We start from the raw sequence: 14,680 nt of genomic DNA, 5'->3' as shown, positions 1-14,680 counted from the left end.
CGGGACCGCTCGCCGAGCCTAACCAGCGACGGCGCTGCGGCGCGGCCCGGTCCGCGTCGTCCCGGCCAGGCGCGTCGCCCGTCGCAGGAGCGTGCGGGGCTCACATTCGGTGGAGCGGCTGGGATATCGTCGGTCCGACCCCCGCCTGCTCGCCGCACGAAGCCCCGGAGCCATGACGCGCACCCTTCTCGTCTCGACCGACCAAGCCGGCGCCTACCCGTCCATCGGTGAGGCGCTGGCGGCAGCGGGCGACGACACCGTCGTCGCGGTCAGCCCCGGCACCTACTACGAGGCGCTGTTCGTCAACGACCGTGGCGCCACCGTGATCGCCGCCCAGGGGCCGGGCACGGTCACCATCGACGCCTCCTCCGGGACGTACCCGACGGTCTCCTGCAACTCCGGTCGGCTGGAGCTGCGTGACCTCGTGCTCAAGGCCGGGGACGCGCCGGTCGTGGTGGCGGACCGGGCGAAGCTGACGCTGACCGGGTGCGAGCTGAGCGCCGGTTTCGGCGCCGCCGTCCAGGTCGCCGGTCGGTCGGAGTTCAACCTGGCCCGCTGCCGGGTCACCGGGGGACGCTACGGCCTGGTGGTGGAGGACTCCGAGGGCAGCGTCGAGGGCTGCGAGTTCACCGACCTCGCCGAGGACGGCATCATCGTGCGGATCGGCGCCGCCCCGACGATCCGCACCACCACCGTCACCCGCTGCGGCAACCGGGGCATCTACATCTATCAGTACGGCAAGCCCACCATCGAGGCGTGCGACATCTCGCAGACCGGTCAGGCCGGGATCGCCGTCGTGCACCAGAGCGCGCCGGTGCTGCGCCGCTGCCGGATCCGGGACACCCGTGGCCCGGCGGTCTCCTTCGGCCGGGGCTGCCAGGGCTCGGTCACCGAGTGCACCACCGAGAACACCGCCGAACCGGCGATCGAGATCGCCGAGGGCGCCTCACCGACCATCGTGGAGGGCCCGGTGAGCCGGCAGGCGGCCTTCGGTGCGGCGGCGGCCCGCGCCGCCACTCCGCAGGACACCGCGCGGGTGGAGAAGCTGCTCGCCGACCTGGAGGCGATGGTCGGCCTGGAGTCGGTGAAGGAGGAGGTCCGCGCCCTGATCGACGAGATCCAGGTCAACGAGTGGCGACGCAGCGCCGGGCTGCCGGTCGGTGCGGTGAGCCATCACCTGATCTTCGCCGGTGCGCCGGGCACCGGTAAGACCACGGTGGCGCGCATCTACGGCGAGTTGCTCGCCGCGCTGGGTGCGCTGCCCGGCGGCTCGTTCCGCGAGGTGTCCCGCCGTGACCTGGTCGGGCAGTATCTCGGCCACACCGCCGAGAAGACCGCCGCAGCGTTCGAGCAGGCGCGCGGCGGCGTGCTCTTCATCGACGAGGCGTACACCCTCTCCCGTTCGTTCGGCAGCGGCGGTGACTTCGGCCAGGAGGCCATCGACACGCTGGTCAAGCTGATGGAGGACCACCGGGACGAGATCGCGGTGATCGCCGCCGGCTACACCGGTGACATGGTGACGTTCCTCGACGCCAACGCCGGTCTGGCCTCCCGTTTCGCGCGGACGATCGAGTTCGGCAACTACTCGCCGGAACAGTTGGTCGTCATCGTGGAGCGGATGGCCTCCGGCGACGAATACCTTCTGGACGACGGGGTCTCCGAGGTGCTCCGGCAGCACTTCGGCACGATCGAGCGCGACGAGAACTTCGGCAACGCCCGGGAGGCGCGCAAACTGTTCGAGGGCGTACGCAAGGCACAGGCACAGCGACTGCGCCAGTCCGGCCAGCGACCCAGCCTCGACGAGCTGCGTACCGTGACGGTCGCCGACGTCCAGGCCGCGATCGGACGCTGACCATGCCGGGCCGGTCAGGGAGGGACGTGCGGTGACGCATCCGGGTGCGGCACGGCCGGGCGAACCGGGTTGGCAGCAACACCCGGGGGCCCCGGCACCGCCGCAGCAGCGCACGGCACCGCCGCAGCAGGCCGCCACGCCGGCACCGACGCTCGGCGGAGCCGGGCCGGGGCAGGCGTGGGCCGCTCAGCGTACGCAGGGGCGGGCTACCGTCGGGACCGCGTACACCAGCCAGGCCGCCGCGCTGGCCGCAGCCGCTCCGGCCGCCGAGCCGGCGGTGGAGCAGAGACCGGCACCTCCGGCCCAGCCCGACGTGGCGGCCCGACCGGAGGGCCTCGACACGACGGCGACCGCGCCCGACGCGGCGTCGATCCCGGTGGTACGCCCGCACCGGCGTCCGCTGCGGGTCGGCGGGATCCACGTCGCCCAACTCGTGGCCTGGCAGGCGGGTGCTGCCGGGGTGCTGGCCGCGAGCGCGCACGGACTGCCGTTGACCATCGCGGTGGCCACCGGTGTGGTGCTGCTGCTCTCGCCGACCCTGCTGCGGCACCGGGGCCGGTGGCTCTATCAGTGGCTGGCCGTCTGGTGGGGCTACCGGGGTCGACGTCGGCAGCTCACCGCCACCGGCACGGACGCGGCCTGGCAACTGCTGACCAATCTGGAGGGCAGCGTCGAGCTCGACCAGGTCGAGATCGACGACCAGCCGGCCGTGCTGTTGACCCACCGGGGCGGCCTGAGTGCCGTGCTGGAGGTGGACCCGACCGAGGGTGCCCTGCTGATGGGCGCGCCGCAGGCCCTGCCGTCGCCGGTGTCGCTGTTGCCGGCCGCCGACCCGGACACTCCGGCCGTGGCGGTGCAGGTGTTGATCCAGGTCACCCCGGCACCTCGGGCCCGCTCCGCAGCGGTGGACCGGGCGTACCGCGAACTGACCGGCGGGGAGGTGCCGGCGAGCCGGCAGGCGTGGGTGGTGCTCCAGGCACCGCGTACCCCCGACTTCCATGCCGACCGCGACCTGCGCCCGGCGCTGACTGCGGCGATCCGCCGCACCCGGCGGCAGTTGCGCCAGGACCGGGTGGCCGCCCGGTTGCTCAACCGGGACGAGGTGCTGGCCGCCGTCGCCGGCCTGACCCATCTCACGGACGGGCCGGCCGGTGGTGACCGGCCGCTGGCCCGGGAGGGCTGGCGGCACTGGTCGGCGCAGGGCGTGCCGCAGAGCTGCCACCGGCTGCTCGACTGGCCGCGTCGGTCGTGGGAGGTCGATCCGCTGCTGCGTGGGTTGCCGGCGGCAGCCGGCGTGGTGTCCATCGCGGTGGCCCGGGAGACCGGTCGCACCGGTGCCGCCGACGCCGTGGTGGAAGTGGCGTTCCGGCTGATCGGCGCGGACGCCGACGCGCTCGCCGCCGCCGACCGGGCCCTGGAGGAGGCGGTCCGTGGTCACGGTGGCCGCCTGCAACGACTCGACGGCGAGCACGCGTACGGCGTGGCCGCCACCCTGCCGCTCGGAGGCTTCCTCAGGTGAACGGCGTCGCCTTTCCCGGCAGCCGGATGGGGCTGCACGTCACCGACGAGGCCGCCGTCGCCGGCCTGCACCTGGTCGCCGGGGGCGGCGGGCTGGTGGTCGGGCGCAACCGGCAGCAGGAGCCGGTGGGGCTGCGGGTGTTCCGGGCCGAACCGACCCGGCTGATGCTGACCGGCGGGGTACGCGCCGCCGAGCTGCTCGCCTTCCGGGCCCTCGCGCTCGGTGCCCGGCTGTTCATCCAGACCGCTCGGGAGCAGGAGTGGGACGCCTTCCTGCGGCGCTGTGTGATCGGCCGGGAGATCGCCTCGTTCCTTCCACCGGGAGTGGCCCCGCCGGTGCCCGCCACCCCCACCGAACCGCAACTCGTGGTGATCGACACCGGTCCGGTCACCGGCCCGGACACCAACCTCAGCGCACCCTGGCGGGCCACCCTCGTGGTCCGCGACGACCTGGCCGGTTGGGACGTCGAGGTGCTGGTCCGCAGCGACATCGTGGTACTCCAGCGGCTCACCGAGGCCGAGGCGGCGACCGCCGCCACCGCCCTCGGTCTGGTCAGCGTGCAGGGCTGGTTCACCCAACTGCACCCGGAGATGGTCGGCCTGATCACCAAGGGCAAGGTGCAGTGGGTGATGCTCAGCATGACCGGCACCGAGGGTCAGCTCATCGGACCGGTGGCCCGGGGCGGCTGAGGCGACGGTTGACCCGGCGGCGCTGACGGACGGCTCACCCGGCGGCGCCCTCGCCGGGCAGCGCGGCGGCCCGGACCCGTCCCACCAGGACGATCACGGCCAGCACCATCACCAGCACCACCACGAAGGCCAGCCGCAGGTCGAGCGCACCGGCCAGCAGACCGATGACCGGCGCGGCCAGCAGCGCGCCGGGCCACTGGCCCATCGCCACCACCGAGACCCCCTCACCGGAGGTCAGGCCGGGCTGTTCACCGGCGAAGCCGAGCACCGTCGGCGTGACGCACGCGAGACCGAAGCCGAGCAGGCCGAACCCGGCCATCACCGCGGCGGGGTGGGGCACGGCCAGCGGCAGTGCCAACCCGGCGGCGGCGACCAGGGCGGAGAGCCGGACGAACCGGATCCGGCCGAAGCGGCCGGCGAGCGAGTCGCCGACCAGGCGAGCACCGGCGGCGGCCAGCGAGAGACAGGTGTACGTCGCGGCGGCCAGCACCGCCCCGGCGGCGGCGACCTCGGTGGCGTACAGGGCGCTCCACTGGGCACCGGCCATCTCCACGAACGACGCCAGGAACGCGATCGCGGCGAGCAGCAGCAACTGGGGCGTGAACCGGTCGCGCAGCCGGCGGCGCGCCTCGCCCTCCTTCGTCTCCTGACGGGGCGTGTCGGGCAGCCAGCGTTGGGTGCCGATCAGCACCGCACCGAGCAGGGCGCTGGTGATCGCCATCTGGATCGACGGGGAGAGGCCGACGGCGGCGGCTCCGGTGCCGCTGAGTCCACCGGCGAGCATGCCGATGCTGAACCCGGCGTGGAACGTGGAGAGGATCGGGCGGCCGTACTGCTTCTGCACCTCGACCGACTGCGCGTTCATCGGGGTGGCCAGCAGGTTGGCCGCGAACCCCCAGACGGCAAGCCCGCCCACCAGCGCGACCACCGTGGTCGAGGCGGCGAGCAGCGGCGCGTTGACCAGGATCAGAGCGGCACCGGCCAGCGCCAGGCGTCGGGTGTTGATCCGGCTGATCAGCACCGCGACCACCACGAGCGAGATCAGCTCACCGGCGTTGGTGGCGATGTTCGCCAGGCCCCAACCGGTGTTGCCGAGGCCGACCGCGTTGCGGACGTCCGGCACCCGGGAGGACCAACCGCCGATGGCCAGGCCCATGATGACGAAGAGCAGCACCACCGAGTAGCGGGCCCGGACCGCGCTGCGCGGCACCGGCGGCGTCTCGCGGTCGGCGTGCTGGTGCGTCGAGGTGTCCGTCATGATCGTCGTACCTCTCCCGAGTCGGCCTGGATCCTGGTCCCCGCCCCTCTCCGCGCCCCTTCTACCCCGCCGCGTGATCGAAGAAGCACGCGCCGTCAGGAAGCCGGAGCTGCGCGGGGCAGCGGTCCGGGTCGTCGACGAGGGCGGCGACGACCGCCAGGTAGTCGTCGATCAGCCCACGGACCAGGTCGTCGTCGAAGAAACTGCGGTTGCGGATGAAGACCCCGCCGGCCCGGTCGTCGTCCACCACCACGATCGGCGACCCCCGCTTGAGCCAGACCGGCAGGCAGTCGGCGGCGACCACCGGCGCCGGTGTGCCGGGGGCGGGACGTGCGGTGATGTCGAGCGGCTCGACCCGCAGCCCGGGGCAGTGCAGCACCGGTGAGGCGGTGGCCGCCGACTGGAACCAGGCGTCGAAGAGGTGGCTGTCCGGCCAGGGTCGCTGTCGGGCGAAGTCGGGATGCACCGCCTCGGCCACCCGGTGGAACGGCGCCACGTGGGCGATCGCCTCGGTCAGCGCGGTGTGGGCGGCACGCACCACCGCGCCGAGTGGCGCGTCCGGCGCGATCTCCACCGGCACGTACACGTTGTTGGTGAACTGGCAGATCAGGCGCTGCGACAGCGGGCTCTCCCGGCCGAGCGTGGTGGTGCCGAGCACGATCCGTTCCCGACCGGCACGCAGCGACAGCATCACCAGGTAGGCGGCGAGCAGCAGGACGTACGGGCTGGTCCGGGCACGTCGGGCGGCCGGGCGCAGACGGGCGGTCACCTCGGGCGGGATCGCGAAGCGGGTGGCCACCTCGGCGCTCAGGTCGGCGTCGGGGGCCGGTGGGGTGGCCGGGAAGAGTTGGTACGGCGACACCGGCCGCAGCCGATCCCGCCAGTGGGCGGCCCGGGTGGCGGCGTCGACCCCGCCACCGGCCAGTTCCGTCTCCTGGATGGCGGCGAGCCGGGCGAAGTCGACGCCGAGCGGCGGTTGCGGGCGGACCGCGCCGAGCCGGGCCGCGTACGCGTGGCAGAGGTCCTCCACGAACAGCCGGCACGACCAGCCGTCGGAGACCATGTGGAAGAAGCAGAGCGCGAGGACGTGTTCGGTCGCGGAGAGCCGGATCAACGCGGCCCGCCACAGTGGCGCCTCGGTCGGGTCGTACGCGACCGTGCGGTGCTCGTAGGCGATCTGCTCGATCCGCGCCTGCTGGGCGGCCGGCGACTGGCCGGTGAGGTCCACCCGGACCAGGGGTGACCGGACCCGGGGCAGGATCTCGATCTCGGGCCGGACGCCGATCCGGACGAACCGCATCCGCAGCGCGTCGTGCCGGTCGATCACGTCCTGCACGGCCTGCGCGAACGCGTCGACGTCGAGTCGGCCGGAGAGTCGACGGAACTCCACCACCACCAGCCGGGCGGCGCCCGGGTGGGCCGGGTCGAGGGCGGTCATGAACTCCCACATCATCTGCTGGCTCGGGGCCAGCGGCAGGGTGGTCGGCACACCGGCTCCTCTCACGCCGCGACCGGTTCCGGCCGCGACGGGGCGACCGGCTGGTAGTCGTCCTCGTTCGGGGCCCGGAATCCGGTGAAGAGCAGGTCGGGGCGGCGCATCCGGATTGCGGTGACGAAGGCGGCGCCGTCGAAGAGGGTCTCGATCGCGGCACAGGCCACCGACTCGGCGAGCGCGCGCGGGCCACGGTCGTCGCCGAGCCGACCGGGTGTCTTCGCGGCCACCAGCGCCGCCGCGACGGCCGGCACCGCGAGCAGGCTGCGTCCGCCGGTACGCCGAGCCGTGGCCAGCCCGACGGCGGCGGTCACCGCGAGCGCGCTGACGGTGTTCAGGACGAACCGACGGCGGTGCGGGTGGGCCACGCAGAGCCACTGTTCGGATCGCCCGTACGTGGTGAACCGGTATGCGACGGCTCCGACGGTCTCGGCGACCGACGTGTCGTGGGTGACGACCGCCTCGGGCTCGGCGAGCAGCGCGTACCCGGCGTCGGTCAGCAGCAGGCCGAGGTGCAGGTCCTCGCCGCCGATCGGCATCGGGGAGTCCTCCGGGAAGCCGCCGACGGCGTCGAACGCGACACGTTTCACGGCCGTGTTCGCCCCGGCGCCCCAGGACACCCGCTCGTGGTGCAGCGGCCGGGTCAGGTCACCGAGCAGCAGGTAGGAGCGGCTCATCACCCGGAAGAAGGCACCCTCGCCGGGTTCCACCAGGACCGGCCCGGTGACTCCGGCGACCTCGTCGCCGCTGGCGCGCAGCCGGGCGGCGTACCGGGTGATCAGGTCCTCCGGCACCCGACAGTCGGAGTCGGTGAACAGCACCAGGTCGTGGCGGGCGTGCCGGACGCCCAGGTTGCGTTTGGCCCCGACGTGCCGGGGACCGCGTACGTAGCGGGCGCCGTACTGGGCGCAGGCGGCCCGGTGCGCGGCGGCGGCCGCCGGTGCGGAGTCGTCGACCACCACCACCTCCACCGGCTCTGGGCAGTTCCGGGCCGCGCGTTGCAGGCTGCGGAGCTGCCGGCGCATCTCGGGCACCCGGTCCTTGACCGGGATGACCACCGAGACGCCACGCTCGACGCCGGGTGGTGCGGTCGGCTCGCTGCGGGATGACTGCGGGGATCGACTCATGTCCCGAGGGTCGGCCAGGCCGATACAACGCCGATACACGGCATCGAACTCCGCCGGTATCCGATGTGTACGGAGGATGTATCGAGCGGCAGCAGTGTCGACGGCATGACGACCTCCATCCGTACCGACCGACGGCTCGCCGTCGACGGCGGCCGACCGTTCCGGCCGCCGGACCGGCCGTGGCCCCGATGGCCGGTCCCCGCCCCGGACGCCGAGCGAAACCTCGCCGCCGTGTTGCACGGTGGCCGGTGGGCGATCAGCAGCCCGACGTGCGGCGACACCCCGCTCTTCGAGCGCCGGTTCGCCGCCGACTTCGCCCGCTACGTCGGCACCCGCCACTGCGTACCCGTGGACCACGGGTCGAGCGCCCTGGTGGTGGCCCTCGAATCCCTCGGCCTCGACTTCGGTGACACCGTGCTCGTCCCGGCCCTGACCTGGACCGCCTCGGCCACCGCCGCGCTGCGTGCCGGTCTGGTGCCGGTGCTTGTCGACGTGGACGCCGACACCGGCTGCATCGGGCCGGACGACCTCGACCTGTCGGTGGACCCGCGCGCCGTGGTGGCCGTGCACTGGGCCTCCAACATGGCCGACATCCCGGCGCTGGACGCGGTCACCACGCCCCGGAACATCTCGATCGTGGAGGACTGCGCCCAGGCGCACGGCGCCACCTGGCAGGGCCGCCAGGCCGGCTCCCTGGGCCGGATCGGGTGCTTCAGCTTCCAGCACGGCAAGGTCCTCACCTGCGGCGAAGGCGGTGCCGTGGTCACCGACGACGACTCGCTGGCACCGGTGCTCCAGGAGCTGCGGGCCGACTCCCGCCGCTACCGCGACGGACGCCCCGCCCCGGGCGAGCTGGACCTGGAGGAGAGCGCCGGGATCCAGGGCGCGAACTTCTGCCTGAGCGAGTTCTCCGCCGCCGTGGCCTGTGCCCAACTCGGCCTCCTGGACGAGCAGCACACCGTCCGGAACCGCAACTACGCCCTGCTCACCGAGCTGGTGGCCGACCTGGACGGGGTACGCCTGCTGCAACCCGCACCGGCGCAGACCCGGATCTCCATCTATGAGGGCACCATCGTCCTCGACGAGCTGCCCGCCGGGATGAGCAACGCCGACCTGGCCAGCGCGCTCACCGCCGAGCTGGGCAAGCGTTTCTATGTCACCGACGAGCCGCTGCACCGCAGCCCGCTGCTCCAGCCCTGGACCAAGCCGCTGCTCGCGCCGCTGGCCGAGCGGTTCACCGAGATCCACCGCGACCGTGCGTACCCCAAGACCGAATGGCTCGCCGCGCACACCGTGCAGACCCACCACAGCACGTTCCTCGGCGACGAACGCGACATGCACGACATCGCCGGTGCCCTCGGCAAAGTGCTGGCCCGCTGAAACGCGCCACCGATCCGCGCGCCACCGACCCGGCGCGCCCAGAGAAGGGACCCTTCCGTGACCATCACGCACAGCGAGACCCCGCAGAGCACGTCCTCGTCGCAGACCTCCGACGGGCCGATCGGCCTGTGGCTCAACGGCGCCCGAGGCTCGGTCGCCACCACCGCGATCACCGGACTGATGGCGCTGCGGGCCGGGATGACCCGGTCCACCGGCTGCGTCACCGACACCGAGATGCTGCGCGACGCGCCGCTGGCGAGCTGGACCGACATGGTCGTCGGTGGGCACGACGTGGTGGACACACCACTGGAGAAGAAGGCGGAGGCGCTCGTCGACTCCGGAGTGATCCCGGCCCCGGTCCTGGCCGCCGTACGGGGCAGCCTGCCCGAGGTCGAGGGCGAGCTGCGCACCGGCTACGACGCGCAGTCCCACACCGGCAGCCAGGCCGAGGCGATCGACCGGCTGGCCGCCGACATCGAGGAGTTCCGCAGCCGGCACGGGCTGGCCCGGGTGGTGGTGGTCAACGTGTCGTCGACCGAACCGCCCGTCGACTTCCGGCCCGAACACGACGACCTGGAGGCGCTGACCCGCGCGCTGACCGACCCGGACGCCCGGGTGCTGCCGCCCAGCTCGGTCGTCGCGTACGCGGCCTTCCAGGCCGGATGCGGGTTCGTCGACTTCACCCCGTCGACCGGGGCGCGGTTGCCGGCCCTGGAGCTGCTGGCCCGCCGCCAGCAGGTGCCCTTCGCCGGCTCGGACGGCAAGACCGGTGAGACGCTGCTGCGGACCGCCCTCGCACCGATGTTCACCTGCCGCGCGCTGCACGTGCTCTCCTGGGCCGGGGTCAACCTGCTCGGCGGCGGCGACGGGGCGACGCTGGAGGACCCGGCGAACGCCAAGAGCAAGCTGAGCTCCAAGTCGGGTGTGCTGCCGGCGCTGCTCGGCGAGGACGTGACCGCACCGCTGCACATCGACAACGTGCCGGACCTCGGCGACCACAAGACCGCCTGGGACCACGTCTCCTTCGAGGGCTTCCTCGGCGTCCGGATGTCCATGCAGCTCACCTGGAGCGGCGTCGACTCGACGCTGGCCGCGCCGCTGGTGCTGGACCTGGCCCGGCTGACCGCCGCCGCGCACCGGGCCGGTCACGTCGGCCCGGTCGAGGAGCTCGGCTTCTTCTTCAAGGACCCGATCGGCTCCGACGAGCACGCCCTCGCCGACCAGGCCCGGGCACTCACCGAGTGGGCCAACGGCCTCGACCGCGAGGCCGAGAGCTGAGCCGTCCGCGCCGCCGGCGCGGGCGACCGCGCCGGCGGTTCCGCCCGCCGTAGCCACGAGGAGCCTCCCATGCCCCCACACACCCAGAGCCGGCCGGACCGGCGGACCGGTGATCCGGTGTGGACGCCGATCCTGACCGCCCTGCGCGCCTCCGCGCTGGACTGCCTCCAGACGAGCTTCGCGCTGCTGGCCGACCACGCGCACGGCACCGGCAGCCATCTCGCCCTCGGCGCACGCGTCGAGTTCCGCACCCGGGAACGTGCCGGGCTGCCCACCGTCGAGGCCACGCCGGACGACCGCGCCGCCGAGGCGGTGGGCCTGCTCGGCCTGCGGGTCGAGGGCCGGTGGACGCAACTGGACGGGCCACGCGTACGCCGGCTGTTCGCCACCGGCCAGCCGCTGTACGTCATCGCCGACGCCTACGACCTGCCCTGGTGCCCGTACCAGGGGCACGAGCACATGCGGCACAGCTTCCTCGCCACCGACGCGGGCTCGGGTGCGGTGACCGTGGTGGACGCGTACCACAACGACACCGCCTGGGGGCCGGCGCGCCCGGGGGTGTGGCGGTTGCCGGTGGACGAGTTCGACACGGCGCTGGCGGGCGGTGCCCACACGCTGGCCATCACGGCCGGTCCGGCACCGGTCCTCGACGTGCCGGAGATGCTGGCCGGCAACGCGGAGCGGGCCCGGCAGTCCCGTCCGGCGGTGGCCGGACATCTCACCTCGCTGACCGAGAGCCTGACCACCGTGGACGGCCTGCACCGGTTCGTCCTCGACGTGTGGCTGCTGGGACGGGCCCGCCAGTTGCACGAGCACTGGCTGGAGTCGGTCCGCCCGGACGCCGCCGCCGCGCTGGCCGGGCAGGCGCAGCGATGGCAGCAGCTCTCCGCCCGCAGTTACGTGGCGCTGCGTCGCGCCCAGGCGGGACGCCCCGCCTCCCCCGAGCTGGCCGGCGCGCTGGGCGCGCTGGTCGACGAGTACCTCTCGGCGGTGGAGGCGATCGGCGCCGCGCCGACGACGGGCGGCGACGCATCGCGTGCCGGTGACGGCTCGCGTACCGGTGACGGCCCGGTGCAGGCGGCGGTGCTCGGTGCGCTGCGGGACACGCTGCACCTGGACGAGGACCGCCTGCGCCCCACGGACGTGCTGCGGGATCTGCCGGGCTTCGACTCGTTCCGGCTGGTCGACGTCATCGACCGGGTCGAGCGGCGGCTGGGCGTCGAGGTCCCGGCCACCGCGCTCTCCGCCGCCGACCTGCGGGACGTCGGCTCGCTGTGCGCGATGTTCGCCGACGCCAGCCGTACCGGAGGTGCCTGATGAGCACCGACCTGCTGCACGGCCTGCTCGACCGGGCCGCGTCGCGGTGGCCGGACGCGGACGCGGTCAGCGACGGTACGGTCCGCCTTTGCCATCGGGAGGTGGACGCGCGCAGCCGCCGGCTCGCCGACTGGCTGCACCGGCAGGGCGTGCGGCGCGGTGACCGGGTGGTGGTCGCGGTGACCGCCGACGCCACCCTGCCCGCCCTGCTCTACGCGGTGTCCCGGATCGGCGCGGTCTTCGCGGTGATCCGGGTGCCCGCTCCCGAGGTCGCCCTCGCCCACGTGCTGGACGACGCCGAGCCGGTGCTCGTCGTCACCGACGATCCGCTGCTGCGCGAGCTGGCGCGGACCCGGAACGTCGCCGTCCGCGACTCGGCCGCCCTGACCTGCGCGGCGGAGGGCACCTCACCGCTGGCCCTGACCGGCGCGGCGGAGGGCACGCCGCCGCTGGCGGTCGATCCGGTCTGCCTGATCTACACCTCCGGCAGCACCGGCATGCCGAAGGCGGTGGTCTCCACCCACGCCCAGGTCACCTTCGCGGTACGCGCGATCCAGTCGGAACTGTCGTACCGCCCGGACGACGTGGTGCACGACGTGCTGCCCACCTCGTTCGACTACGGCCTGTACCAGATCTTCCTGAGCACGGTCGCCGGATGTCGGCTGCACCTGGGCGACGCCGGGCAGACCGGGGGACGCCTCCTGGTCGCGCTGCGCGAGTCCGGGGCCACCGTGCTGCCCTGCGTGCCGTCGCTCGCCATCAACCTGCTGCGACTGCTGCGCCGTCCCGGTGCGGTACGCCCACGGCTACGCCTGATCACCAACACCGGGGCGACCATGCCGCCCGAGGTGCTCGCCGGTCTGCGCGAGGCGCTACCCGACCTGAAGGTGCAACTCATGTTCGGACTCACCGAGTGCAAGCGTGCCGCCATCATGCCGCCGGACGAGGACCTGCGGCGGCCGGGCGCGTCCGGCCGGGCGCTGCCCGGCACCGAGATCTTCACGGTGGACTCCACCGGCCGGCGGCAGTCTCCCGGCACCCCGGGTGAGCTGGTGGTGCGCGGCCCGCACGTGATGGCCGGCTACTGGCGACGCCCCGAGCTGACCGCCGAACGCTTCGTCCGCCGCGACGGACTGTTCCCGCAACTGCACACCGGCGACTACGGCCACGTGGACGCCGACGGCTACGTGCACTACGCCGGTCGGCGCGACGACGTCTACAAGGAGAAGGGGACCCGGGTCAGCGCGACCGAGGTGGAGGCCGCCGCGTACCGGGTGGACGGCGTGGAGGTGGCCGGGGTGCTGCCGCCCGCCGACGGCCGCGACGGCGCCACCCTCTTCGTGGTCGCCGAGCTGGCGGCCGACGACATCCTGCACCGGCTGCGCGGCCAGCTGGAGGAGATGAAGGTGCCCGCGCGGTGCGTGGTCCTGCCGAGCCTGCCGCTCAACGGCAACGGCAAGGTCGACCGCCGCGCGCTGGCCCGGTTGGCGGGTGAGCGTCGTGGCTGACCTGCCCTTCGAGACCCCGGCCTACCGTTACGACCTGGCCGGCGTACGCGCCAACCACGCCGCGTTGCGCGCGGCCCTGCCCACGCCCAGCCGCCTCTACTACTCGCTCAAGGCCAACCCGCACCCGGCGATCGTGGCGGCACTGCACCAGGCCGGATGCGGTGCCGAGATCTGCTCCCCCGGTGAACTGGCCACGGCGCTGGCGGCCGGCGTGCCCGGCGACCGGATGCTCTACACCGGCCCCGGCAAGCGCGACGCCGAGGTGATCGAGGCGGTCGAGGCGGGTGTGCGGTGGTTCTCGGTCGACTCGCCGGGCGCTCTCGACCAGGCCGACCGGATCGCCGGTGGGTTCGGCACCACGCTGCACTGCCTGCTGCGGGTCAACGACCGGGTGCCGAACCCCGGCCAGGGGTTGACCATGACCGGCGTCGCCTCGCAGTTCGGTGCCGACGTGGACTGGATCGAGCGCCAGCCGGAGGCGTTCCGGTCCCGGTCGGCGGCGGTCGTCTCCGGGTTCCACCTCTACACCGGCAGCAACGTCGAGTCGGTGGACGCGCTGGTGACCCAGTTCGCCTCCGCCGCCGCCACCGCGCACCGGCTGCGCGACCTGCTCGGCATCGAGCTGACGCTGCTCAACCTGGGTGGTGGCTTCGGCGCGCCGTTCGCCCGCGCCGGGCACAACGCCGACCTGACCGGGCTCGACGCGCAGGTCCGTACCGCCCTGGACGACCTCTTCCCGGGCTGGCCGGACGGCGACCCGGTGATCGCGTTCGAGTCCGGTCGTTTCCTCACCGCCACCGCCGGGACCCTGCTGACCCGGGTGCTGGACGTCAAGCACTCGCACGGCACACCCGTGGTGGTGCTGGAGTCCGGCATCAACCACCTCGGCGGGATGTCCGGCCTGCGTCGGCTGCCGCCGTTGGTTCCGGCCCTGCACGCGGACGGGTCCACCGACCCGGCCGACGAGCCGGCGCTGACCGGGGCCATCGTGGCCGGTCCGCTCTGCACTCCGCTGGACACCTGGGCCCGCGCCGCGACGCTGCCCGACGTACGCCCCGGTGACGTGCTCAGCGTGCCGAACGTCGGCGCGTACGGGCTCTCCGCGAGCCTGCTGGCCTTCCTCGGCCACCCGGCGCCGCTGGAGGTCGTCTGCGACGGCGAGCAGGTCGTCGAGACGTCCCGGCTGACGCTGACCCGGACGCCGGGCACCGCACCGGACGACCCGACCGACCCGACCGATCCACGAGACGAAAGGTGACC

At 73.7% G+C, this 14,680-nt stretch carries 11 protein-coding genes; 8 read left to right on the top strand and 3 right to left on the bottom strand.

Features of this window, described 5'->3' with window-relative positions:
* Window positions 1–172: 172 nt before the first annotated feature.
* The 3 genes from ACWDVW_RS20085 to ACWDVW_RS20075 are packed head-to-tail and all read left to right on the top strand — an operon-like array spanning window position 173 to window position 4,060.
* Window positions 173–1,852, top strand: coding sequence for a right-handed parallel beta-helix repeat-containing protein (locus ACWDVW_RS20085; RefSeq protein ID WP_449951024.1), 1,680 nt, complete (start codon window positions 173–175; stop codon window positions 1,850–1,852).
* A 31-nt stretch (window positions 1,853–1,883) separates the two neighbouring features.
* Entirely contained in the window at window positions 1,884–3,371 is a 1,488-nt protein-coding gene (eccE, locus tag ACWDVW_RS20080) for a type VII secretion protein EccE (RefSeq protein WP_449951022.1), read from the top strand.
* Window positions 3,368–4,060, top strand: a complete 693-nt coding sequence (locus ACWDVW_RS20075; protein ID WP_131054478.1) for a hypothetical protein — start codon at window positions 3,368–3,370, stop codon at window positions 4,058–4,060. The genes eccE and ACWDVW_RS20075 overlap by 4 nt, the downstream gene beginning before the upstream one ends.
* 34 nt (window positions 4,061–4,094) lie before the next feature.
* Here the strand turns inward: ACWDVW_RS20075 and ACWDVW_RS20070 are convergent, their stop codons facing one another.
* The 3 genes from ACWDVW_RS20070 to ACWDVW_RS20060 all read right to left on the bottom strand — a co-directional run bounded on the left by ACWDVW_RS20070 (window position 4,095) and on the right by ACWDVW_RS20060 (window position 7,937).
* Entirely contained in the window at window positions 4,095–5,318 is a 1,224-nt protein-coding gene (locus ACWDVW_RS20070; protein ID WP_396749076.1) for an MFS transporter, read from the bottom strand.
* A gap of 61 nt (window positions 5,319–5,379) precedes the next feature.
* Window positions 5,380–6,807, bottom strand: a complete 1,428-nt coding sequence (locus ACWDVW_RS20065; RefSeq protein ID WP_449951018.1) for a condensation domain-containing protein — start codon at window positions 6,805–6,807, stop codon at window positions 5,380–5,382.
* Between the two features lie 11 nt (window positions 6,808–6,818).
* Window positions 6,819–7,937 carry a glycosyltransferase family 2 protein gene (locus ACWDVW_RS20060; protein ID WP_449951015.1) on the bottom strand — a complete coding sequence of 373 codons (1,119 nt, stop codon included), beginning with the start codon at window positions 7,935–7,937 and terminating at the stop codon, window positions 6,819–6,821.
* Between the two features lie 105 nt (window positions 7,938–8,042).
* Between ACWDVW_RS20060 and ACWDVW_RS20055 the strand changes: the two genes are divergently transcribed.
* The 5 genes from ACWDVW_RS20055 (at window position 8,043) to ACWDVW_RS20035 (ending at window position 14,678) form a co-directional block, all read left to right on the top strand.
* A complete protein-coding gene (locus ACWDVW_RS20055) occupies window positions 8,043–9,317 on the top strand; it encodes a DegT/DnrJ/EryC1/StrS family aminotransferase (protein WP_449951013.1) in 1,275 nt (424 codons plus the stop codon).
* Between the two features lie 57 nt (window positions 9,318–9,374).
* Window positions 9,375–10,595: an inositol-3-phosphate synthase gene (locus tag ACWDVW_RS20050; protein WP_449951011.1), complete on the top strand. Its 1,221-nt coding sequence runs from the start codon at window positions 9,375–9,377 to the stop codon at window positions 10,593–10,595.
* A 69-nt stretch (window positions 10,596–10,664) separates the two neighbouring features.
* Window positions 10,665–11,912, top strand: coding sequence for an acyl carrier protein (locus tag ACWDVW_RS20045; RefSeq protein ID WP_449951008.1), 1,248 nt, complete (start codon window positions 10,665–10,667; stop codon window positions 11,910–11,912).
* Window positions 11,912–13,420 (top strand): class I adenylate-forming enzyme family protein, encoded by a 1,509-nt coding sequence (locus ACWDVW_RS20040; RefSeq protein ID WP_449951006.1) that lies wholly within the window; start codon window positions 11,912–11,914, stop codon window positions 13,418–13,420. The genes ACWDVW_RS20045 and ACWDVW_RS20040 overlap by 1 nt, the downstream gene beginning before the upstream one ends.
* A complete protein-coding gene (locus ACWDVW_RS20035) occupies window positions 13,404–14,678 on the top strand; it encodes a type III PLP-dependent enzyme (protein WP_449951003.1) in 1,275 nt (424 codons plus the stop codon). The genes ACWDVW_RS20040 and ACWDVW_RS20035 overlap by 17 nt, the downstream gene beginning before the upstream one ends.
* Window positions 14,679–14,680 lie beyond the last annotated feature (2 nt).

Source organism: Micromonospora sp. NPDC003241 (genome assembly GCF_053589795.1).
Note: the sequence above shows the minus strand (reverse complement) of the source record. Positions and strands in the feature narration are given on the sequence as shown.

Bases quoted from the DNA above. Each gene is read 5' to 3' on its own strand.
- ACWDVW_RS20045 (WP_449951008.1), top strand. From the start codon at position 10,665: ATGCCCCCACACACCCAGAGCCGGCCGGACCGGCGGACCGGTGATCCG.
- ACWDVW_RS20070 (WP_396749076.1), bottom strand. From the start codon at position 5,318: ATGACGGACACCTCGACGCACCAGCACGCCGACCGCGAGACGCCGCCG.
- ACWDVW_RS20055 (WP_449951013.1), top strand. From the start codon at position 8,043: ATGACGACCTCCATCCGTACCGACCGACGGCTCGCCGTCGACGGCGGC.
- ACWDVW_RS20060 (WP_449951015.1), bottom strand. From the start codon at position 7,937: ATGAGTCGATCCCCGCAGTCATCCCGCAGCGAGCCGACCGCACCACCC.
- ACWDVW_RS20085 (WP_449951024.1), top strand. From the start codon at position 173: ATGACGCGCACCCTTCTCGTCTCGACCGACCAAGCCGGCGCCTACCCG.
- ACWDVW_RS20040 (WP_449951006.1), top strand. From the start codon at position 11,912: ATGAGCACCGACCTGCTGCACGGCCTGCTCGACCGGGCCGCGTCGCGG.